General features: G+C 43.5%; 31 protein-coding genes. 28 read left to right on the top strand and 3 right to left on the bottom strand.

Annotation, left to right across the window (positions count from 1 at the left end):
- The first annotated feature begins 198 nt into the window (after positions 1-198).
- The 12 genes from PluTT01m_RS15030 to PluTT01m_RS14975 all read left to right on the top strand — a co-directional run bounded on the left by PluTT01m_RS15030 (position 199) and on the right by PluTT01m_RS14975 (position 6,848).
- Positions 199-669, top strand: a complete 471-nt coding sequence (locus tag PluTT01m_RS15030; protein ID WP_036841548.1) for a helix-turn-helix domain-containing protein — start codon at positions 199-201, stop codon at positions 667-669.
- Positions 670-740: 71 nt separating this feature from the next.
- Positions 741-2,282 (top strand): DEAD/DEAH box helicase, encoded by a 1,542-nt coding sequence (locus PluTT01m_RS15025; RefSeq protein ID WP_011147137.1) that lies wholly within the window; start codon positions 741-743, stop codon positions 2,280-2,282.
- Entirely contained in the window at positions 2,245-3,201 is a 957-nt protein-coding gene (locus PluTT01m_RS15020; protein ID WP_011147136.1) for a primase-helicase zinc-binding domain-containing protein, read from the top strand. Before PluTT01m_RS15025 ends, PluTT01m_RS15020 begins: the two co-directional genes overlap by 38 nt.
- A 12-nt stretch (positions 3,202-3,213) precedes the next feature.
- Complete coding sequence (locus PluTT01m_RS15015; RefSeq protein WP_036841551.1) at positions 3,214-3,420, top strand: Lar family restriction alleviation protein; 207 nt, start codon at positions 3,214-3,216, stop codon at positions 3,418-3,420.
- Positions 3,413-3,613, top strand: a complete 201-nt coding sequence (locus tag PluTT01m_RS26685) for a hypothetical protein (RefSeq protein WP_036841554.1) — start codon at positions 3,413-3,415, stop codon at positions 3,611-3,613. Before PluTT01m_RS15015 ends, PluTT01m_RS26685 begins: the two co-directional genes overlap by 8 nt.
- Positions 3,614-4,057 carry a YbcN family protein gene (locus tag PluTT01m_RS15005; RefSeq protein WP_011147134.1) on the top strand — a complete coding sequence of 148 codons (444 nt, stop codon included), beginning with the start codon at positions 3,614-3,616 and terminating at the stop codon, positions 4,055-4,057.
- Positions 4,057-4,293 carry a hypothetical protein gene (locus PluTT01m_RS15000; RefSeq protein ID WP_011147133.1) on the top strand — a complete coding sequence of 79 codons (237 nt, stop codon included), beginning with the start codon at positions 4,057-4,059 and terminating at the stop codon, positions 4,291-4,293. Before PluTT01m_RS15005 ends, PluTT01m_RS15000 begins: the two co-directional genes overlap by 1 nt.
- A 108-nt stretch (positions 4,294-4,401) precedes the next feature.
- Positions 4,402-4,782, top strand: coding sequence for a DUF2591 domain-containing protein (locus PluTT01m_RS14995; RefSeq protein ID WP_011147132.1), 381 nt, complete (start codon positions 4,402-4,404; stop codon positions 4,780-4,782).
- A complete protein-coding gene (locus PluTT01m_RS14990) occupies positions 4,779-4,964 on the top strand; it encodes a RusA family crossover junction endodeoxyribonuclease (protein ID WP_041380134.1) in 186 nt (61 codons plus the stop codon). The genes PluTT01m_RS14995 and PluTT01m_RS14990 overlap by 4 nt, the downstream gene beginning before the upstream one ends.
- 186 nt (positions 4,965-5,150) lie before the next feature.
- Positions 5,151-5,966, top strand: a complete 816-nt coding sequence (locus PluTT01m_RS14985) for an antitermination protein Q (protein WP_011147131.1) — start codon at positions 5,151-5,153, stop codon at positions 5,964-5,966.
- 183 nt (positions 5,967-6,149) lie between these two features.
- Positions 6,150-6,614 (top strand): hypothetical protein, encoded by a 465-nt coding sequence (locus PluTT01m_RS14980; RefSeq protein WP_041380133.1) that lies wholly within the window; start codon positions 6,150-6,152, stop codon positions 6,612-6,614.
- 24 nt (positions 6,615-6,638) lie between these two features.
- Positions 6,639-6,848 carry a hypothetical protein gene (locus PluTT01m_RS14975; RefSeq protein ID WP_041380132.1) on the top strand — a complete coding sequence of 70 codons (210 nt, stop codon included), beginning with the start codon at positions 6,639-6,641 and terminating at the stop codon, positions 6,846-6,848.
- Here the strand turns inward: PluTT01m_RS14975 and PluTT01m_RS14970 are convergent.
- Positions 6,838-7,023 carry a YdiH family protein gene (locus PluTT01m_RS14970; protein WP_041380131.1) on the bottom strand — a complete coding sequence of 62 codons (186 nt, stop codon included), beginning with the start codon at positions 7,021-7,023 and terminating at the stop codon, positions 6,838-6,840. The genes PluTT01m_RS14975 and PluTT01m_RS14970 overlap by 11 nt on opposite strands.
- 157 nt (positions 7,024-7,180) lie before the next feature.
- Between PluTT01m_RS14970 and PluTT01m_RS14965 the strand changes: the two genes are divergently transcribed.
- From PluTT01m_RS14965 to PluTT01m_RS14950, 4 genes are read left to right on the top strand one after another with little or no spacing between them, the layout of a single operon-like run.
- The gene (locus tag PluTT01m_RS14965; protein WP_041380130.1) at positions 7,181-7,498 is read left to right on the top strand and encodes a phage holin, lambda family; all 318 of its coding nucleotides are present in this window, start codon (positions 7,181-7,183) and stop codon (positions 7,496-7,498) included.
- A complete protein-coding gene (locus PluTT01m_RS14960) occupies positions 7,495-7,905 on the top strand; it encodes a structural protein (RefSeq protein ID WP_011147127.1) in 411 nt (136 codons plus the stop codon). The genes PluTT01m_RS14965 and PluTT01m_RS14960 overlap by 4 nt, the downstream gene beginning before the upstream one ends.
- A gap of 11 nt (positions 7,906-7,916) precedes the next feature.
- Positions 7,917-8,141, top strand: coding sequence for a hypothetical protein (locus tag PluTT01m_RS14955; protein ID WP_011147126.1), 225 nt, complete (start codon positions 7,917-7,919; stop codon positions 8,139-8,141).
- Positions 8,138-8,587 carry a lysis protein gene (locus PluTT01m_RS14950; RefSeq protein WP_011147125.1) on the top strand — a complete coding sequence of 150 codons (450 nt, stop codon included), beginning with the start codon at positions 8,138-8,140 and terminating at the stop codon, positions 8,585-8,587. Before PluTT01m_RS14955 ends, PluTT01m_RS14950 begins: the two co-directional genes overlap by 4 nt.
- A gap of 196 nt (positions 8,588-8,783) precedes the next feature.
- On the opposite strand, the gene PluTT01m_RS14945 is transcribed toward PluTT01m_RS14950, so the two are convergent.
- Entirely contained in the window at positions 8,784-9,011 is a 228-nt protein-coding gene (locus PluTT01m_RS14945) for a hypothetical protein (protein ID WP_041380129.1), read from the bottom strand.
- Positions 9,004-9,345: a hypothetical protein gene (locus PluTT01m_RS14940; RefSeq protein WP_041380128.1), complete on the bottom strand. Its 342-nt coding sequence runs from the start codon at positions 9,343-9,345 to the stop codon at positions 9,004-9,006. The genes PluTT01m_RS14945 and PluTT01m_RS14940 overlap by 8 nt, the downstream gene beginning before the upstream one ends.
- 364 nt (positions 9,346-9,709) lie before the next feature.
- Between PluTT01m_RS14940 and PluTT01m_RS14935 the strand changes: the two genes are divergently transcribed.
- The 12 genes from PluTT01m_RS14935 to PluTT01m_RS14880 are packed head-to-tail and all read left to right on the top strand — an operon-like array spanning position 9,710 to position 18,524.
- Positions 9,710-10,378 carry a hypothetical protein gene (locus PluTT01m_RS14935; protein ID WP_011147123.1) on the top strand — a complete coding sequence of 223 codons (669 nt, stop codon included), beginning with the start codon at positions 9,710-9,712 and terminating at the stop codon, positions 10,376-10,378.
- 44 nt (positions 10,379-10,422) lie between these two features.
- Entirely contained in the window at positions 10,423-10,824 is a 402-nt protein-coding gene (locus tag PluTT01m_RS14930; RefSeq protein WP_011147122.1) for a DNA-packaging protein, read from the top strand.
- Positions 10,821-12,050 (top strand): PBSX family phage terminase large subunit, encoded by a 1,230-nt coding sequence (locus tag PluTT01m_RS14925; RefSeq protein WP_011147121.1) that lies wholly within the window; start codon positions 10,821-10,823, stop codon positions 12,048-12,050. The genes PluTT01m_RS14930 and PluTT01m_RS14925 overlap by 4 nt, the downstream gene beginning before the upstream one ends.
- A complete protein-coding gene (locus tag PluTT01m_RS14920) occupies positions 12,050-13,423 on the top strand; it encodes a phage portal protein (protein WP_041380127.1) in 1,374 nt (457 codons plus the stop codon). The genes PluTT01m_RS14925 and PluTT01m_RS14920 overlap by 1 nt, the downstream gene beginning before the upstream one ends.
- Positions 13,332-14,195, top strand: coding sequence for a phage head morphogenesis protein (locus PluTT01m_RS14915; RefSeq protein WP_082303127.1), 864 nt, complete (start codon positions 13,332-13,334; stop codon positions 14,193-14,195). Before PluTT01m_RS14920 ends, PluTT01m_RS14915 begins: the two co-directional genes overlap by 92 nt.
- A 3-nt stretch (positions 14,196-14,198) precedes the next feature.
- Positions 14,199-15,356: a DUF2213 domain-containing protein gene (locus PluTT01m_RS14910; RefSeq protein WP_011147118.1), complete on the top strand. Its 1,158-nt coding sequence runs from the start codon at positions 14,199-14,201 to the stop codon at positions 15,354-15,356.
- A gap of 2 nt (positions 15,357-15,358) precedes the next feature.
- Positions 15,359-15,844 carry a structural cement protein Gp24 gene (locus PluTT01m_RS14905; RefSeq protein ID WP_011147117.1) on the top strand — a complete coding sequence of 162 codons (486 nt, stop codon included), beginning with the start codon at positions 15,359-15,361 and terminating at the stop codon, positions 15,842-15,844.
- A gap of 4 nt (positions 15,845-15,848) precedes the next feature.
- Positions 15,849-16,808: a DUF2184 domain-containing protein gene (locus PluTT01m_RS14900; RefSeq protein ID WP_011147116.1), complete on the top strand. Its 960-nt coding sequence runs from the start codon at positions 15,849-15,851 to the stop codon at positions 16,806-16,808.
- 14 nt (positions 16,809-16,822) lie between these two features.
- The gene (locus PluTT01m_RS14895) at positions 16,823-17,185 is read left to right on the top strand and encodes a DUF4054 domain-containing protein (RefSeq protein WP_011147115.1); all 363 of its coding nucleotides are present in this window, start codon (positions 16,823-16,825) and stop codon (positions 17,183-17,185) included.
- Positions 17,182-17,775, top strand: coding sequence for a phage virion morphogenesis protein (locus PluTT01m_RS14890; protein ID WP_011147114.1), 594 nt, complete (start codon positions 17,182-17,184; stop codon positions 17,773-17,775). Before PluTT01m_RS14895 ends, PluTT01m_RS14890 begins: the two co-directional genes overlap by 4 nt.
- Positions 17,756-18,106 (top strand): hypothetical protein, encoded by a 351-nt coding sequence (locus tag PluTT01m_RS14885; protein ID WP_011147113.1) that lies wholly within the window; start codon positions 17,756-17,758, stop codon positions 18,104-18,106. Before PluTT01m_RS14890 ends, PluTT01m_RS14885 begins: the two co-directional genes overlap by 20 nt.
- Positions 18,030-18,524, top strand: coding sequence for a phage neck terminator protein (locus PluTT01m_RS14880; RefSeq protein ID WP_041380125.1), 495 nt, complete (start codon positions 18,030-18,032; stop codon positions 18,522-18,524). Before PluTT01m_RS14885 ends, PluTT01m_RS14880 begins: the two co-directional genes overlap by 77 nt.

The raw sequence follows: 18,524 nt of genomic DNA, 5'->3' as shown, positions 1-18,524 counted from the left end.
CCCGGAAAACAAGGTCAAGGTCAACGGCGGATCGAGTCACAGAATCTGACATATAGAATCATAGAAGGGACGACTTAAAAATATGTTTAAAATCAATAGGTTAAAAATGCGTTTTTCCCACAGTATGGGACAATTTGTCCCACAGTATGGGAAAGTCTTTAAAAACAGTGGGTTATAAGTAATTTGGCGGGTGAAGTGATGACTAAGCAGTCAAAAATACACGATGTTGAAATTATACCCAATCATGACACTAAAGGCCATATATTCATTCAGGCATACGACAAAGGTATTGATTTTATTACTAAATGTGCACAAGAGAGAGATAACGCAACAATAATTTTGTATTTAAAAATGATCAAGGACATGGACAAAGAGACAGGGGCGCTGATGGTCGATGTATCAACGCTCATATCACAAACCGGCTTGTCAAAAAGTGCGGTGTACAGATCGATAAAAACCCTGAAAGAGTCAGGGATGATACGCAGCAGGTACAGCAAAGTTTACGAGATAAACCCGGATGGGTTCTGGAAAGGCAAGCGGGAGTTACGAGATACCGCGTTGTTTTTTGCTGAATCAAACCGGGCAAGAAATGTGAAATACAGATTGAACCCTGCCAGCGCTGCTACAGATTCATTCACTGTTCCCGCTACGTTTGAAGAGGAAACATAGCGAAATCATCAATAAAAATCGATTCGGAAACTTTGGCGAGCGACCCCGAACCGACTTTCAAAGGATTCAATATGTTAAATATAACACCGAAGGTTAAGCAGGTCACCGCGCTTAACATGCTTCGTCATGACTGGAAAAAACATCGAACGTTTTTATTATCGGCCAGTGTAGGCTTTGGAAAAACAGCAATAGCGGCGTTTATTGCTGACGGATTTGTCAGTCATGGTATGAGAGTGATGTTCGTAGCCCCGTACACAGTACTTCTCGATCAGACTGCGACCCGGTTCGTTGAATACGGACTGCCAGCAGATCAAATCAGCTACGTTTGGCGAAATCATCCACTACATGACCCAGATCGACTAATTCAAATTGCTTCGGCTGACACGCTTATTCGTCGTGAGTTTCCAGACAACATCGACTTACTGATCATTGATGAAGCCCACATGAAGCGCCGTAAGTTACTGGAAATTATCAGAGATAGCGACATTCGAGTTGTTGGCTTATCAGGAACGCCATTTGCGACGTGGATGGGTAAATATTACGAGAAGTTGATTAAGCCAACGACGATGAAAGAACTCATTAGCATTGGGGATCTGAGCAAATATGAGTTCTATGCGCCCGACAGGCCCGATTTGACCGGCGTGAAAACAACAAGTTTAGCGGCTTTTGGTAATGACTATAACGAGGAGCAACTAGCCCAGATCATGGGCGATTCAACGCTGGTGGGCAATATCGTCAGGAACTGGCTGGAGAACGGCGAGGACCGGCCAACAATCTGCTTTTGTGTGAATGTTAAGCACGCTAACTATGTCACGATGGAGTTTAACAAGTCTGGTATTAACACCGAAGTGATGACAGCAGAAACCCCACATGATGAGCGGCAGTTGATCATTAACAGGTTTGAACAGGGTGCGACGAAAATCATCGTCAATGTCGGTGTACTTGTTGCCGGGTTTGATAGTGACGTGCGCTGTATCATTTATGCCCGGCCTACAAAATCAGAAATCAGATGGGTGCAATGCCTTGGGCGAGGGTTGAGAACAGCGAAGGGCAAAGATAAATGCTTGATATTCGATCACAGTGGCAGCGTCCATCTTCTCGGCTTCCCTGATGAAATTGAGTATGACAAGTTGCCATCCAAAAATGATGGCATGAAATCTTCATCAAGTTTTAGCGAGAAAGTCAAACAAGAGAAAATCCCGAAAGAATGCCATGGCTGTCATTACATGAAACCGGCTGGCGTCTATGTTTGCCCGAAATGCGGTTTCAAGCCGCTTGCTGGTGAGAACGTTGATGTTGATGAGTCTCGCGGGCTGAAAAAATTAGGGAAGAACGAGCGAATTTACAGCAAGGAAGAGAAACAAAGCTGGTGGTCACAAATTAAATATTATCAGCGTGAACGGGAAAATCAGGGGAAACCCATTTCCGATGGCTGGTGCGCTCATACATACAAGAAAAAGTTCGGTGTCTGGCCGCACGGCTTAAGCGATCACTTAATTGAAATCTCACCGGAAGTTTACAACTTCATTCGTTCTAAACAAATCGCGTGGGCAAAGATGCAGGAGAAACAGAAAAATGCGAACAGTGGAAGCAGTGAGAGGGCGGTGGCCTGAAATTTTTGAATACTACGATTTACCCAATGTTACAGGAAAGAAACATTATGCAGGAGAGTGTCCGGCATGTAAGCGAAAAGGAAAATACCGATGCGATGACAAGGACGGTACCGGATCGTGGATATGTAGTTGCGGTGCCGGTGATGGGTGGAAGCTGCTAGAACTAACCCAAGGAAAAGATTTCAAGACATTAGCAAGAGAAATTGATTCACTAATAGGAAACAGTTACAACTACAAACGAGGTCATGATAAGCAGCAACAGCCAGAAACTCAAACAATCCGTGTAAAAGTCATCAGTAAATTTTCAACACTACCCCCGCTAAACGATACCGCCGCTCAACACTACTTGTTCAATCGCGGCATATTTGAATTACCGTCCGGCCATATTCGTTTCAATACGGAAGAAAAAACGCCATTTGGGAATAAGCAGGCTATCTGGTCAATTGCTACGGATGATAAAGGGGCAGGCTGTTATCTCCATAGAACGGTACTAGACGGAGAGAAAAAAGCGGATTTTGACGGTAATAAGCGGATGCTGAAATTGCAGGAAGATAACTATCTGAACTTTGCTAATTCCATTGCTATCCGCATGTTTCCAGTCTCTTCAACTTTGGGGATAGCAGAAGGGATAGAAACAGCATTGTCATGCAAACAGATATACGGCTGCAACACCTGGTCAACTCTGAATGCCGGATTTTTACGGAAGTTCCGCGCTCCCAAGGGAGTGAAACACTTAATTATTTTCGCAGACAGGGACAGTAACGGGACAGGGCTTGCTGCGGCGTTTGAGTGTGGTAATAAAAATATTCTGAGTAACAATGATGTGGAACTTGTCAGCATTCGTTGGCCCGAAGCCGGGGATTTCAACGATATGCTGATCAATGGTGCCAAAGTATTTCAAGAGCAGTTACAGAGATGAAGGATTTTTGATATGAAGGAAATTAAGCCATGCCCGTTTTGCGGTAGCAAAGATGTTGGAGTATTTCGGCAATATGAAGATGACTGTCCGTATCGTTCATCAATTGTCAGATGCTTCAATTGTGATGCACAAACAGCCCAGTTTATTAATGATGATATCCGTCGACAGCATGAAATGGCAATCAAAGCCTGGAATAAGAGAGTAAATAACGATGAGTGAAGAAAGAACATTTCTACCATGTAAATGTGGCGGTAAAGCTATCAATTGCTGGGTGCTGCGTGATTATAACGATGAAAGTAAAGGCAGGTGGCATTATCACAAATGCCGTCGCTGTCAAAATGAAAGCCAATCATATCCAACGCTAGAAGAATCAGAGATCGCATGGAATAAGAAAGTAAATAATGGGGGATAAATGGAAGCTGATTTTTGTTTTCACGAATCAAATAAATCACAAGCTTGGGAAATATTAAAAGAAACACTTGAAACTAAACAGCCGCACCGAATTATTATTAAGCCGTGGAAAGATACTCGCTCAATTCCACAAAATAACACTTTTCATATGTGGTGCGGTGAAATAAGTCGTTATTTAAATAAAAATAACGCTAAATTGACGCCGGAGGATGTTAAGGAAGCACTTAAACATACATTTTTGGGTTATGAGGTCATAGAAGCTATTGATCTCACTACGCAGCTTACAGAGCGCATCAGGACTCTGAGAAAGACGTCAAAATTAGATACGGGTGAAATGTTCTATTTCATGACGCAAGTTGAGAAATGGGCTTTTGATATTGGCTGTTTAGTGACCATCCCAAATAACTCACAATATATGAAATTAAAACAGGAGCAAGATAGATAATGAATGACTGGATACTCTATTTCTATGCGTTTGCTGGCGTTGTAGCGACATTTGTTTGCGGGCTTATATGGCTGTCAGCGTCGGCAAGGCTATTTTATCTTTATGCGCTGTGGCAGCTTAAGCAGGGTAAAAGAGCATTGCGATTAGGCAGAGAAATGAAGAGAGAAGCAAAACAGCTTATAGAGTCTAATTTTCTCGCGGCTGCGGCTGCTTTTGAGAAGAAAAGAAAGGAATAAATAATGGGTGGTTAAATGTCCCAGCAAACATCACAGAGTCAGAAGTTAAAACGTTTGATTACGTTCATGAGCTATTGAAATCAAGACGGGACAGACGGAGAAATAGAAATGAAAAATAAATATAGTGAATTGTCAGATTTTGAAATTAATAAATTAGTATTGATTCAGGAATCTAAAGAAAGCCTTGCAGAAATTATCAATATTCGACAGCGTAATCATGTGTTTCGTATATTTCATCGTCAAGTAATAGCTGATGTTAAATTTAAAGATGAATCTGATTTTTCGGAAATTGGACCTTTTGATTTTTGTAATAATCCGTCTGATGCATGGAATATTATTGTTAAGAATAAAATAAGCTTAGTCTATGTAAATGATTTTTGGTCAGCACGTCAGTATCATAATGCATGCATTGAAGTTAACGATAAGAATCCATTAAAGGCCGCAATGATTGTATTTCTGATGATGAGTAAGGGAGCGACATCAGTATGAATGTATATAATTTAAAATTGCCGTGGCCGCCATCAAATAACACTTACTGGCGACATAGCAGGGGCCGACATTTCATCTCATCAAAAGGAATTGATGACATGCGTATCATCCGCAGTGAAAGAGTGGCTGGTGGTTCTCTTAATATTCAGATATGGGAGATAGGAGATGACAATCTTCACTGATATATCCACAGCAATAGAAGAAGCCAGATATCTTCATTCAAGAACAAGAAAAAATCATGTTGTTCTGCAATGTGAACATGCTCGATTGAGAGTTACTCAGGATCGGATAGTCAGGGGCAAAAAATACACAGTCATGTTCTCAACCAAATATGACAAATATCATTCAGTTTTATTAGAGGTGGGAAAATGAACCTTGAATCACTACCGAAGTATTTTTCACCCAAAGGGATCATGTTTAGTGACTCTCCATCTGCAACTGCTACTGACTCATTCTCAATTACCGATGTTATGGCCTCGCTAGGGTTGGCGTCCGCAAAAGCGAGGCTTGGCATTGAGCTGTTTTTGGCGAAACAGGGGATCAACAGTATTGATGAAGCCGTGGAGAGCCTTTATCAATATGCAATGACTCAGGTTCATAAGCATAGTGCTATTAATAAGCTTGATGAGGATGTTAAGCAAAATGTTCTGCAATTACTCGCAAATTATGCATTTCAGGATTATGCGAGAAGTGCAGCCAGTAAGAAAGTGTGTCCAGATTGCGATGGTGGATTTATTACAGTTCGTAAATTCACAACAAAGTATGGAAGTAGTGAAGGAATGCTGGCTAAGGCATTAAACATGAAACCCAAGCGTTTTATTACCTCAATCCGAGAAGTAGAGGAAAGATGCAGGGTGCTTTGCAAGACCTGCAAAGGGAAAGGCTCTGTGAGTCATTCTTGTCGCTGTAATGGACGTGGGCAAGTTTTGGATGAAAAGCAGACCAAGTTACAAGGTGTGCCGATTTACAAAGCATGCCTAAAATGCTCCGGGCGTGGATATTCAAGACTGAAATTTACAGAAGTCTTTGAAGCAATAAAGCCATTAACTGGGATATCTAAAACAACTTGCTATGACAAATATCAACCGTTGTTTGAGCAGTTAGTAAGTGAATGCTTTAAAGAAGAGGAACAAGCTGATTGCGTTTTATCAAAATTAACAAAAAGAGAATTTATTTCTTTTTAATTGTTATTTTGTGGGAAATTAATATTGACGATTTCGGAAAAATAGCCTATCGTTATTCCAACGATGGGTAATTGCACTTCGTTGAAACCAAAAGAATCCCAAGCCTCGCTATTCCGCGAGGTTTTTTTCATATATAGGGCTGCGCATGGCGCGGCTTTTTTTGTATTAACTGAGTGAGAATGTATGAGCAGAGAAGACCTGCTATATCAGATTTACTATTCATATTGCTTAGAGAAGATGCTAGGCGTTATTACTGATAAAATTAATTGGACATCTTCTTTCCTGCTGATACTACTTGGTTCAACAATCGCTATTATCGGGGATTACTATACGGTATTTGCAGGGTTGTTAATCACTGCCATTGCGACAATGAAAATCATGTTTTCATTCGAAGTGACATCAGAACGCGCCAATAAGCAATCAGCACGCTATTTGATGCTCTACAACACTTCACATCTGATCATCTCCGATGAAGAGTTGTTAAACAGGCTTGTGAATATTCAGGAGGATGACAATAGACCGTGGGCCTCACTAGCGTATCCGGCAATGTTACAGGCCAGTCAGGTTTTAGGCAGGCCAACGGACATTCAATTAACATGGTATGAAAAGCTGATGGCTTTTCTGGCTGATTCAGTGCCTGTACGCTAACGTTTAAACAGCAGGAGAAATAGGATGGAAAACAAAGAAAATTCAACAGTAATCTTTGCAGGAAAAGAGGTAGAACAAGAGCATCTATATCATTTGCTCGAAGTTATCGCGCCCGCAGTCTGTGAAGTCGCCATTCACCATGCTAAAAACGGTGAAGACACCGAGATAGTGACTAAACATGCGAAAGCAACAGCCGAAGCTATTGTTTCCGCATTGACTTTTACTAAGAGCTAAGGGCTTTCCACGTCCTTATGGAGTCGTCTTTCAATTTTTGCTCAAGATCATCAATCTGTAATAGCTCGTTAAACTCCGCTTCAAGTTTTCTGAGTTCAAGCAAATATTGAGCGGGTGAAAGTTTTTTGTCAGAACGGCGTAAATATTCAAATGCCAGTGTCTGCGCATCTGTCATAACAGATTCCTCTTTGGTTGTAGGGACTAAAGATGATACCACGCGCCGGGCGTGAAATACCCGGCAACACTTCAAGGGCTGCGATCTGACGCGGCCTTTTTCTTTTCACACCCGTAATCGCGGGGACTTAATCCCCAGCGGGGGTGGAAATATGAAGATGAAAAATAATCCTGATTTATGGGCTGAATTAATAGACGGCTTAAAACATTCGTGGCCGCAAGTATCTGGCACGGCAGCCGCAATATTAATTTGTTGGGGACGTCTGATTTATGACGGAGTGGAATGTAAAAACAAATGGGCTGAATGCCTGTTATGTGGAGTTCTGTCATGGGCGATATCCAGCGGTATTGAGGCGTTCGGTATTTCCTCCGCCGTATCTCCGATGATCGGCGGTGCTGTGGGATTTATCGGTGTTGATAAAATCAGAGAAATGGCTATCCGTGCCATTAACAAACGCATTGGTGATGACAAATGACTAGAGGTATTCGAAATAATAACCCTGGCAACATTGACTATAACGGATTCAATAACTGGCTCGGTCAACTACCTCTTGATCCAAAGATTGAACCCCGGTTCTGCCGGTTTGAGTCACCTGAGTATGGTATCCGGGCGCTGTTCAAGCTACTGCAAAACTATCAACGTAAGCATAATCTGAATACAGTCAGAGAGATTATCAATCGTTACGCACCGCCACATGAGAACAATACGGAAAGCTACATTCAGTTTGCGGCTAAGAAGGTGGGTGTCTCTGCGGATGATCGGATATCTACCCAAGACAAGATAATCCTGTTCGCTTTAGCTGAAGGTATTATCAAGATGGAGAACGCCAATCAGCAACCCTATTCACCGGAGACGTTCGAACGGGCGTTTGAGATGCTATGAGGAGTTGAGTGATGAGCATTATTCAGATTCTGGTTCCGGTAATTTATTTTGTCGGTGTTATTGCTGCATTTATTATTTTTATATTGATAGAAAAACGAGTCAATGATCCGGAGGAGTTTGGGGTCATTTTGTTTATGTCATTCATATGGCCGCTACTGATTATTCTTATGCCAATTGTTTTTGGATTCTTTTTTTTAAACGAGATATACAATCAATTCGTTGGCAGACGGTCATGAAATTTAACGCTAGTTACTACACGATACTCGCATTAATCGTTATCTCACTGACAGCGTATTACTATCACTCTGAGTTACAGAGAGAGCAGCGAGTGACAAAGCAGCAGCAAGAAGACATTCAGCAGCTCACTGACACTATCAACTATCAGAACGCTCACATCACGATGTTGAACGAGCTTGATGTGAAGCATACAAAGGAACTTGCTAATGCCAAATCTGAAATTGATGTTCTGCGCAATGATGTTGCCGCTGGTCATCGCCGGTTGCGCATCGCGGCCACCTGTAATCAAGGCGAAGCCGGTTCCTCCTCCCGCTTGGATGATGCAGCCAGCCCACGACTTAACCCAGCAGCTGAACAAGATTATTTCGATCTCCGAAAAATGATTGTTGAAAACGAGCAGCAAACAAAAGCTTTACAAGATTACATTAGAGCCGAGTGTCAGTAACAGCCTCTGTAGACATATCTCTACGGTTGCTAAAGCGTGGGCGAGTAAATACAGCTCAGTTAAGTCGTTCCCAAAGTGACGGTCTTGGAGAAATCAACGGTTTAAGTCAACAATAGGGATTTCCTCTATGGTTGCCAATTAATGAAGACAAGTAACTAATTCAGAGCATTCTACTGACAGAGTGCTCTGTTGTTCATCACCTTGTTTTTAATTCATAATCTGGGTGGGAATCAGCAAGAAGAAGCAATAATTCATACTCTCCAGACGAAAGAGAGCGATTAGTTTTACCTTCCGCCTCTTTCTGCTGCCAGCTAACAAGCGCATAAGAAAATCTTTTGGCTGCTTGTGATTGGGTCATGCCAGAAGCTATGCGAGCGCTTCTGACATCTTGCGGGGATGGTTTACCGATGAACTTATCAGTCATCGTTCCAGTCACCATAGCTTTTTTCACCAGAGTAATATTTTTTAATTTCATCGTAGCGTGATTTCTCAAGTTCACCCGATTTTACAAGCGACCACAGCGAATTAAGTGCCGAAGTGCTACCGCGCATAGCATCATTTACTGCTTCACGAAAGCGCGCCTCGTCGGCTTCTTTAACGCGTCGGGCAAATTCAGCTCTTTCTTCTTTGCTTGCAGTATGAAAATCAAATTTAACATCATCGGCATGGACGCCACGCTTTGCTATCCAGTCAAAAAAGTCTTTTCTGGCAAAGAATTCAGGCACTATGCCGTAGTTATCTGTTTTTACATCAGTCATTTTCAATCTCCTGTTTAGTGATGTATACAATATACATTCAATTGAATGTAATAGCAAGTAAAAAGTACAATAATCGCCAAAAAATTAGTCATTTTATAAAATTCTACAAAAGGTGCTCATAAAGTGCCTTTGACAGAGTTTTGTATAAGTATTTGGTGCGGGTGGTCTCACGATAGTACGGGATTATATTTCAGCATGTAGCATAAAGTTCTGATTACAGCTGTTTCCTAGATGGAAGTGATTCAAACTGCTTCTGTTTGATGATGTAATATACAAAATACTCGGCTAGGGTAGCTCCCGAAAAGCGGATTTCGTCACCGCCTGCTGAGCACTATTTCATGACGATTAACGAGACGAGGTTAATATGAAGCCAATTGAATATCTTGAAAGCATTTCTCTTTATGATTCTGTTGCGCGTGATGCATTAAATGCAATTAAGACCGGCGCATTCACAGAAGAACAAGTAATAGCTGAGTTCATGAAAGTAAAAGCCTTACAAAATAATGCTCTATTGGAACTGCTTGAGTGGAAAAGCCTTAAAGAGGCCAAACCTTTTCAAGCAACAAAGGGTAAGGGAATACCAGGCACTGTTAGAATTTCATATACAGCAACAGATGAGCACGGCAATGAAACTTTGCAGAAAGAACACCACATGCTTCTTACTGACGTATATAGGTGCCGTTTTATCGTGTTTTTAGAAGAATTAAAGAAAAGTGCAAAAGAGTTTTATGAAACAGTCATGGAGGGGGATGAGTGGGATCGAAAAGATACAAGCGAAAAGAGTGCAGAGTGTTTAATTGTGAACGGAAAGCACCACGGTAAGCGACGCACTTTAACTTCAAGAGCTGAAAGATATCTGGTTGTAAGCGATGATGTGTTTCCGTGTGTTGATGTTGATGAAATCCCTGTGCATTTTTGGGTAAATGAAGCGGACGGTAAAATTTACATGATTGCAACAGCAGAAGAATTAAACTCGTCTGAGATTAGTTTAGCGATTTCGGAAACAGATCCGCCGCTTAAGCCGATATATTAAATTACAGGTCGCCCAGTGCGGCCTTTTTTATTTAAGGGAAAGAGATGGGACAACAAACAAATCAGGTTGGTTGCCCTAGCAAGCTGAATGATGAGCTAATCGCTAAGGCAAGGGATTATCTGTACGGCGGTTATGAATCAGTTGGTGATGTCGTTCCTAGTGTAGCCGGATTAGCTTGTTACTTGGCTATTGCACGTTCAACAGCATATGAATATGGGAAGCAGTCCAGCGAGTTTTCGGACATCTTAGAAGGCATAGGGGCCATGCAGGAAAACAAGCTTATAAACAAGGGGCTGACTGGAGATTTTAATTCTACGATTGCCAAGATGATGTTAACAAAACACGGCTATTCAGATAAACAAGAAATCGATCACCGGTCCCCTGATGGTTCTATGTCTCCAAAACCAACTATTATCAGGCTCGTTGGAGTCGAGCCAGGGCAATGACGGTAGCAGTTGACCTGCCGATTCCCGCAAAACTCGTACCTGTATTTACAAAAGAAAATGTTCGTTACCGAGGTGCACACGGAGGCAGGGGCAGCGCTAAAACTCGGACATTTGCAATGATGAGTGCGGTTAGGGCTTATCAAGCTGCTGAATCTGGTACAAGTGGGGTTATTTTATGCGCTCGCGAGTTTATGAACTCTCTCGAAGAATCATCAATGGAGGAAGTGAAGCAGGCGATCCGTTCCATTCCTTGGCTTGATGACTATTTCGAAATTGGCGAAAAATATATCCGCACAAAGAATAGGCTAGTCAACTATGTGTTCTGTGGCTTAAGACATAACTTAGACAGCATCAAATCAAAAGCGCGTATTCTTCTGGCGTGGATTGATGAAGCTGAATCTGTATCAGAGACAGCTTGGAAAAAGTTACGACCGACAGTACGTGAGTCTGGTTCTGAAATATGGGTGACATGGAACCCGGAAAAGGACGGAAGCGCAACGGATAAGCGACTTAGAAAGAAACCACCGAAAAGCTCAATCATTGTTGAGATGAACTACAGTGATAATCCGTGGTTCCCTGATGTGCTGGAGGAGGAACGGCAGGAAGACTTGGAAAGTCTCGATCACTCAGATTATGCGTGGATTTGGGAGGGCGCTTATCTTGAGAACTCAGAGAAGCAAGTATTAGCGAACAAATACAAGATTGAATCGTTCCCTGATGATCTGTGGATGCAAGCCGACCGTCTATTGTTCGGCGCTGACTTCGGTTTCGCCCGAGACCCCAGCACGCTACTTCGCATGTTCATTTTAGATAACTGCCTGTATATCGACCGTGAGGCTTACAGTGTTGGGGTGGAACTCGATCACATGCCCGCGTTTTATGACCAAGTGCCCGAGTCTCGTAAGTGGCCCATCAAAGCCGATTCTGCCAGACCGGAAACCATCAGTTATCTTAAGCGTCAAGGCTTCAATATATCAGCTGCAAAGAAATGGCAAGGCAGTGTAGAAGACGGGATCACTTTCTTACGTGGTTTCAAGAAAATTATCATTCATCCACGCTGTAAAGAGACCGCAAAAGAAGCCCGGCTCTACTCATACAAAGTGGATCGTATCACCGGCGAGGTGCTTCCCATTATTGAGGACGCACATAACCATTGCTGGGATGCGGCCAGGTATGGGTTAGATGGATACATAAAAGGCAGAACAACTGTTTGGGACATCATGTAATGACGAAAAAAACGATGATTGGCCGTCTTACTGATGGCCTTCACAGTATGCTGACATCTCTCGGTGAGCGGGTGTCGGCAATAAAATATGCGAGCAATAATAAGGCAGATGTGCCTGATAAAGAGTTGCTCGCAATGTATAAAAGATCATGGGTGGTCAAGAAATACATAGATAAGACGGCTGATGATATGTTGAAGCTACCCCGCGAATTATCCGGTGATATTGATAGCTCTCTGGTTCAGCGCATCAAAGACACAGAAACAGCACTAGCCGTCTATAAGATATTTCATGACGCGCTAACTTGGGCTTCATTGTTGGGAGATTCATTGATTGTTGCAATAACTGATTGCGCTGATGAGATGATTAGTGAACCGCTAAATCTACAGTCAGAAGACATCATTAAGTTTTTGGTACTAAGAAAAGAGGAATACACGCCCTCTGATAATGTTATCTCGGATATCGCATCACCACATTTTGGACATCCGCAGACTTACCAGATCAGCATTGGCAACCAACAACTCAAGTTTCATTATTCGCGTTGCCATCGTACAAAGCTGGGTAAGCACAGCATTAAAGATATAACGAAGTACGGAACATCTGACATTCAAGCGCCATATGACGCTATCAAAATATTCGATGCGGCAATTGTCAGTACTGGGGACACGATCCAGGAGGCAAATGTTGATGTCATATTTTTGCCGGGTTTAAATAATCAAATTGATGCGGGACAAGAGACGCAAGTTGTCGAATATGCTCGTGTGATGAAGCAAACAAAATCGTCAACGGGCTTAATGCTAATGGACGCCGGTGATAGCACGATGCAGAGCCGCTATGAGCAAAAAACAGCTCAATTCTCAGGACTGTCTGACGTTATTACAAAGATGGCTAATGTCTTAGCTGGCGCACTTGACCGGCCAATAAATATTTTGTTCGGCCAGTCAGCCAGCGGCTTTAACTCTGGTGAAGAAGATAACAAGTCGTATTACGAAACAATCAACGGGTTACAAGAAACTCGGTTGCGGCCCATGCAAGACTTTGTTGATCAATTCATTCTCGACAAACTAGCCGCGAGCATCGACACAATCAGCTATGAATATCCGTCAATAGACAGCATTAACGAAGCTGACGAAGCAACACGGTTTACTCAGTATGCAACGGGGTTCACTTCTTTAGTCCAATCTGGCGTTGTTACGGAAGATATTGCACTGCGCGAAATGCAAGCACGGGGCGTGCTGACGACTGTGACTAATGAGGAAATCGAAGCTATGGCGGGGGCAAATAATGGACAGTGGTATCAGCCTGAAACAGATGCTGGAACGCAAGCAGGGACGTTTGAAGGCTCGCAACCGGCTAATGCGTCCGCCAACGCCTAGCAAACGAACCGAAGTTTGGTATCGCGACAGGCTCATTGAGTTTATCAGGATGATGCAAGATGTTGTGATAGATGACTTGCAAAAACCAATATTAAACGACGCACCCAACACCCCGCCACTTTCAATCACTTCAAGACTTTCACGAGCAATACAAAAACTGGCGAATATGTCTATTGCTGATATGGCAAAGCGTTTGTCATTCGGCATGGTCAAGCGTGCAAATGATCAAAACAAAGATCAAACACAGAAAACCTATAAATCAGCGTTCGGTATTGATTTGACGGGGATGCTCGGTGATGAGGTTGTGAAAAAACAGATTGATGATGCTGTGAAAGAGAATATCGATTTAATCAAGTCAATACAGACTGATTTTATCAATGATATCGGCTCTAAAGTGTTCACGAATCTGTTTGATGGCGGGCGTCATGAAAACCTTGTTTCTCTCATTCGTGAGCGCGGCCAGGTGACGGAAAGCCGAGCGAAGCTTATTGCTCGTGACCAGACGGCAAAACTGAATTCGGCACTGACAGAAACCCGCCAGAAAGCGCTCGGCATTGATTTATACGATTGGGGTGGTGCGGGTGATGAGCGAGAGCGTGACAGTCATTTCGTATTGAACAATATGACATGCAAATACTCAGACCCTACCGTTTATTCAGACGATGGAGGGAAGACCTGGAAGAAACGCAAAAGCATTGGGGCATTTGAGGGGAAGCCCGGTGACGATTATCAATGCCGGTGCGTCGCTCTTCCGAAAATATCTTGGGATTAATTCATGGCATGGAAAAAAACACCGCAGGGGTATGTTGTCACATCTGCAACGATTACCCGCGCCGGTCCCGTCGAATATTACGGGCATGAAGTTAAGTTAACTGGCGCTGATGCAAACAGAAAAATCACTATTCACCGAACCATCGAAGAACTTTCAAAACCCGAAACTCTTAAATCATTTGAAGGATTACCCGTCACGCTAACGCATCCGCTCAGCGGTGAGGTCAATGCTGACGAGTGGAAAGATAAAGCAATTGGACACATACAGAACGTACGCATAGAAGGCGATTACGTTGTTTGTGATGTGTATCTGAAAGATGCCAAGGCGATTCAATTACTTGAAGAAAAAGGCATTAGAGAGCTTTCAGTCGGTTATGAACCCACTGAGATAGTCGAGAAAAACGGTGAATTACATCAAATCAATATCCTCGGCAATCACGTTGCCGTTGTAGCGGAAGGGCGCGTCGGCGCTGATTGTAGACTAAACGATAAAAAAGGTAGACCAATGAAGAAACTCTCATTGAAAGATGTCATTGCGTTGCTTAAGGGTAAGCGCGCTAACGATGCCGAGGGGCAACCACTGACCGAGGAAGAGCTGATCGGCATGATTGCCGCATTAGAGAAAACCTTGCAAGAACTGGAAGGTAATGCAACACCAGAGGCCACTGCAAAAGCCCAAGAAGTTGTGGCGCAACTGGAAGAGCTTAAAGCTCAGCTTGAGCAGTCAAAAGGGGCTGGAACACCGCCACCCAATGATGCTGATCCTGATCCGGCTGGTGGCAGTGATGACAAAGACGCCCGTATCGCTGCATTGGAAGCTGAAAACGAACAACTCAAAGCAGAGAACCAGGCACTTAAGGAAGAACTGGAAAAATTGAAAGGCGAAAGCGACACAAGCACAACATTGAATGACGCCAAAGCACGTTTCCCTAAGGTTCAATTTAACGATGCGAAATGTGCGCGTGATGTGCGCATGCTCGCACTGTTAAGTACTGGGGCATTCAATGATTCACAAGTGAAAGCCATGTCGGATGATGAAATTCGGGCAGCTTATGCTGCGGCTAGTGCGCTAAATAAACCACGTAGCAACATCGGGGCGGCATTGCTGAACGATTCAGCGAAAGCGAAGAAAACAGCTTCTCAGCGTTTAGGGGGTAAATAATTATGGCCTTTGGATTTACAGATTGGGACGCCGAAACCGGCACGATCAAACCCGGCTCTATCAAACGGGCTTCAAGCTCAAACGATAAAGTGTGGGGGGAAGAAAACCGCACTGAAATAGCGCTGCCCTACGGTACTTTCGTCGCGGTAAACCCAGAGGGTGGGGTGAAACCTATCACTTCTGCAAGCGACGTTATCCACGGCATTGTCGTTCGTGACATTTACGGTGACGCAGCTCCGCATAATAAACAAGTCAATGTAGGACATTTCTCTCATGGTGACTGTGTAGGAGCGCTGGCGGTTGAAAAAGATACATTCACTCGTGGGGATAAAGTTTATATCGTTGCAACGGGTAAGGATGTGGGAAAAGTGACTAGCACAGCAAAAGGCAATATTGATCTAGGCTATTGGGCTGAAGAAGTTAGCGCGGGTAATCACTGTGTAGCTATCACTCTTGGTTATATCCACACCCAAAAAGTAGGAGAGTAATAAAATGGCTATGGAACCCGCATACTTCGAAGAAGTATTACAGGAAGCGCTGACAGAGCGTGACCAGCAGTTGCAGGAAAAGGAACTGCCCGAAATTAATATCGGTGAAGCGTTGCCGGTAACAGAGGGGTTAGATTTTTCCCTTGAGTACGTCGATTTCGGTGTAACTGATGTGCTTGGCTCTCTGAAAGACGGCATTATTGGCAACAAAACGAACTCACTGAAAACCATTGATAGTGATATTGAATGGCACAAAGCGCCGGTCGGGCAGTGGGGCAAATCAGCAACTTGGACACAGCAGGAGCTGGAGAAAATTGCGCGCTTGAATATTAACTTACAAACAAAAAAGCAAGATGATTTGTATGCAAACGCAACGGCAACAATTCAGTACGCTGGTTATGTTGGTCACGAGGGCGTAAAAGGGCAAGAAGGGCTGCTAACTGGATCTAAAGTTCAGTTAATTGCAGAAGTAACCGGCAAATCAATCAAAGACATGTCAGCAGAAGAATTCATTAACATGGTTCTTAATGCTTATAACGTCGCTTGGGCCAAATCGGGTTATCGCATTCAGCCAACCCACGTTGCAATCGATGCATCTGATTTTATGTTGGCAATGCAGAAGTTCGACACTAACAGCGTGATTGTGGGTGTCGATTTGCTGCCTGTTTCTGCAATGGATCGTATTATGGCGGCACTGCGTAAAGCATCGAACAATGATTCATTCAGCATTACTTTTGTGAAAGTCCCCTCTAACTTTGCTAAAAACATTGTTAAAGGGAAAACTCGTCTGGCTATTTATACTTACAGTGAGGATTACATCGAAATGAAGGTGCACATGCCCGAGTTGCTGGCAGTGCGTCAGCGCGACTTGCTCACTTTTGAGTGTGGCTATCGTTCCGCATTCGGTGGTGCAATGTGGAAACAGCCAAAATCTGCTGTATATGTAGATTATAAAAGCTCATAACCACAGGGGGTAGCATGGATTTTCTCATCCGTTACCCTGAATTTGCCAAAATTGACGAAAATCGCATAGAGATAGCCTTGCAAGATGCTGCAAATCAGATGAGCAGCAAAGTGTGGGGTAAACTCTACGAGCAGGGGCGACAGGCTCTTGCTGCTCACCTCCTCTATGTCTCTGGCGCATTAACCCGCAGCGGTAACAGCAACGGGAAACCTGTTCAGACGGCGACAAGCAAGTCGGCTGGTGGATTATCCATTGGCTACTCTGCGCCTGATGCGGGTTTCGGGGCTAACCATGATGGTTATGCGGCCAGCAGTTACGGGCAGGAGTATTTGCGCCTGCGTAAACTTGTCTCTCGACATATGCTGGTGGTGCGATGATTAAGAATTCTGGCAATTTTAAGGGGGCAGGGCTTAAGGCGCTTGAGGCCCGTATAAGGGCTTTAAGTAAAAAGAAAGTGGTTGTCGGTGTGCCTGCGTCGAAAAATTCAGATCAGGACGGTACAAGCATTGTGACGATTGCCGTCGCTCATGAGTTTGGTGCAGAAATAAAGGTTCCGGCGAGGGCGGTAACAGTTTATCGCAAGATGAATAAAGATGGTTCCTTTGCTGGAAAAGGTAAGTTTGTTAAAGCAACGAAGTCTAACTTTGCCAGTACCCATACTGTACCTGCTCACACCATCAATATTCCAGAACGCTCATTTCTGCGTTCTACGTTTAATGAAAACAAAGACAAGTATGCCAATAAATTAGTGAAAGGTATCAAGTCTGAGTTGAAAAATGACGGTGACCCGCAGCAAGCGCTAGAAAAACTGGGGGAGATGGTCGCCAGAGATGTCAAAAGGAAAATTCAGGCAGGCATTGATCCCCCATTAAGCCAGGCAACTATCAAGAGGAAGAAATCAAGTAAGCCGCTCATTGATACCGGGCAGCTTGTCCAATCCATTACTTATGAGGTTCGCGATGATTGATGATTTTGTTAATGAAATCTTTGACGATGATTTCTTTCGGCAAGAGCTGGAGTTCAAAACATCGGACGGTCAAAGCCGGGTGCTTGTTTGTATCGTTCAGCCAGCCGGAGCGGAAGATCTGCAAATTCTGCCAGAAGGGGATCGTTATAACCCGACTGTCAGAGTGATGACGCAAGAGTCGGTAGAGAATAAAGAGCTTTTCGTCTGGAATGGCTATCGCTGGCGCATCATCAGCAACGCAAGATGGAATGACTATGGATACTACGACTCTCTCGCAACTCGATACGAAGGCAGTCAGACGGACGATAGCGGCGGTTTTGAAATTACCTGAATCTCAGGTGCTTGATGCTGACGGTGAGACTGATGTGTCTGATATGCAGTCGTTTATCACGGTCAATCGGGTTACATCGGAATTAATGGGTGAAGAATATAAATTCAATGCTAAGAAAGAAATTGAAATTATCACTGTCACCCGCGAAACCATCGTTTCTATTAATGCCTTCGGCAAAAATGCTTATCTTATTATCGAAAAACTCGCCAGTGTTCTAAGCACAAGTTACGCGCAAACTCTTTTTAAGCGTCTTGGTGCTGGCATAGTCCGAAAATCCCAGGTCCGTAATCTTCCCACTGCTATTGCTGGTGGCAAAGAGCAGCGGGCACAAATTGATTTAACTCTCTCTCATATCCACCGAATTGAAACGTCAGTAAACCAGGCGAAGACGGTCGATATTACTGTTTATGAGGATTAG

Source organism: Photorhabdus laumondii subsp. laumondii (genome assembly GCF_003343245.1).
GTDB lineage: Bacteria > Pseudomonadota > Gammaproteobacteria > Enterobacterales > Enterobacteriaceae > Photorhabdus > Photorhabdus laumondii.
Note: the sequence above shows the minus strand (reverse complement) of the source record. Positions and strands in the feature narration are given on the sequence as shown.

Coding starts and splice junctions, on each gene's coding strand:
- PluTT01m_RS15000 (WP_011147133.1), top strand. CDS start 4,057: ATGAATGACTGGATACTCTATTTCTATGCGTTTGCTGGCGTTGTAGCG.
- PluTT01m_RS14910 (WP_011147118.1), top strand. CDS start 14,199: ATGGCATGGAAAAAAACACCGCAGGGGTATGTTGTCACATCTGCAACG.
- PluTT01m_RS15005 (WP_011147134.1), top strand. CDS start 3,614: ATGGAAGCTGATTTTTGTTTTCACGAATCAAATAAATCACAAGCTTGG.
- PluTT01m_RS14935 (WP_011147123.1), top strand. CDS start 9,710: ATGAAGCCAATTGAATATCTTGAAAGCATTTCTCTTTATGATTCTGTT.
- PluTT01m_RS14945 (WP_041380129.1), bottom strand. CDS start 9,011: ATGACTGATAAGTTCATCGGTAAACCATCCCCGCAAGATGTCAGAAGC.
- PluTT01m_RS26685 (WP_036841554.1), top strand. CDS start 3,413: ATGAGTGAAGAAAGAACATTTCTACCATGTAAATGTGGCGGTAAAGCT.
- PluTT01m_RS14970 (WP_041380131.1), bottom strand. CDS start 7,023: ATGACAGATGCGCAGACACTGGCATTTGAATATTTACGCCGTTCTGAC.
- PluTT01m_RS14930 (WP_011147122.1), top strand. CDS start 10,423: ATGGGACAACAAACAAATCAGGTTGGTTGCCCTAGCAAGCTGAATGAT.
- PluTT01m_RS14890 (WP_011147114.1), top strand. CDS start 17,182: ATGATTAAGAATTCTGGCAATTTTAAGGGGGCAGGGCTTAAGGCGCTT.
- PluTT01m_RS14985 (WP_011147131.1), top strand. CDS start 5,151: ATGAACCTTGAATCACTACCGAAGTATTTTTCACCCAAAGGGATCATG.
- PluTT01m_RS14995 (WP_011147132.1), top strand. CDS start 4,402: ATGAAAAATAAATATAGTGAATTGTCAGATTTTGAAATTAATAAATTA.
- PluTT01m_RS14975 (WP_041380132.1), top strand. CDS start 6,639: ATGGAAAACAAAGAAAATTCAACAGTAATCTTTGCAGGAAAAGAGGTA.
- PluTT01m_RS14980 (WP_041380133.1), top strand. CDS start 6,150: ATGAGCAGAGAAGACCTGCTATATCAGATTTACTATTCATATTGCTTA.
- PluTT01m_RS14965 (WP_041380130.1), top strand. CDS start 7,181: ATGAAAAATAATCCTGATTTATGGGCTGAATTAATAGACGGCTTAAAA.
- PluTT01m_RS14885 (WP_011147113.1), top strand. CDS start 17,756: ATGAGGTTCGCGATGATTGATGATTTTGTTAATGAAATCTTTGACGAT.
- PluTT01m_RS14990 (WP_041380134.1), top strand. CDS start 4,779: ATGAATGTATATAATTTAAAATTGCCGTGGCCGCCATCAAATAACACT.
- PluTT01m_RS14895 (WP_011147115.1), top strand. CDS start 16,823: ATGGATTTTCTCATCCGTTACCCTGAATTTGCCAAAATTGACGAAAAT.
- PluTT01m_RS14955 (WP_011147126.1), top strand. CDS start 7,917: ATGAGCATTATTCAGATTCTGGTTCCGGTAATTTATTTTGTCGGTGTT.
- PluTT01m_RS14925 (WP_011147121.1), top strand. CDS start 10,821: ATGACGGTAGCAGTTGACCTGCCGATTCCCGCAAAACTCGTACCTGTA.
- PluTT01m_RS15015 (WP_036841551.1), top strand. CDS start 3,214: ATGAAGGAAATTAAGCCATGCCCGTTTTGCGGTAGCAAAGATGTTGGA.
- PluTT01m_RS14900 (WP_011147116.1), top strand. CDS start 15,849: ATGGCTATGGAACCCGCATACTTCGAAGAAGTATTACAGGAAGCGCTG.
- PluTT01m_RS14915 (WP_082303127.1), top strand. CDS start 13,332: ATGGACAGTGGTATCAGCCTGAAACAGATGCTGGAACGCAAGCAGGGA.
- PluTT01m_RS14940 (WP_041380128.1), bottom strand. CDS start 9,345: ATGACTGATGTAAAAACAGATAACTACGGCATAGTGCCTGAATTCTTT.
- PluTT01m_RS14920 (WP_041380127.1), top strand. CDS start 12,050: ATGACGAAAAAAACGATGATTGGCCGTCTTACTGATGGCCTTCACAGT.
- PluTT01m_RS15030 (WP_036841548.1), top strand. CDS start 199: ATGACTAAGCAGTCAAAAATACACGATGTTGAAATTATACCCAATCAT.
- PluTT01m_RS15020 (WP_011147136.1), top strand. CDS start 2,245: ATGCGAACAGTGGAAGCAGTGAGAGGGCGGTGGCCTGAAATTTTTGAA.
- PluTT01m_RS14960 (WP_011147127.1), top strand. CDS start 7,495: ATGACTAGAGGTATTCGAAATAATAACCCTGGCAACATTGACTATAAC.
- PluTT01m_RS15025 (WP_011147137.1), top strand. CDS start 741: ATGTTAAATATAACACCGAAGGTTAAGCAGGTCACCGCGCTTAACATG.
- PluTT01m_RS14905 (WP_011147117.1), top strand. CDS start 15,359: ATGGCCTTTGGATTTACAGATTGGGACGCCGAAACCGGCACGATCAAA.
- PluTT01m_RS14880 (WP_041380125.1), top strand. CDS start 18,030: ATGGATACTACGACTCTCTCGCAACTCGATACGAAGGCAGTCAGACGG.
- PluTT01m_RS14950 (WP_011147125.1), top strand. CDS start 8,138: ATGAAATTTAACGCTAGTTACTACACGATACTCGCATTAATCGTTATC.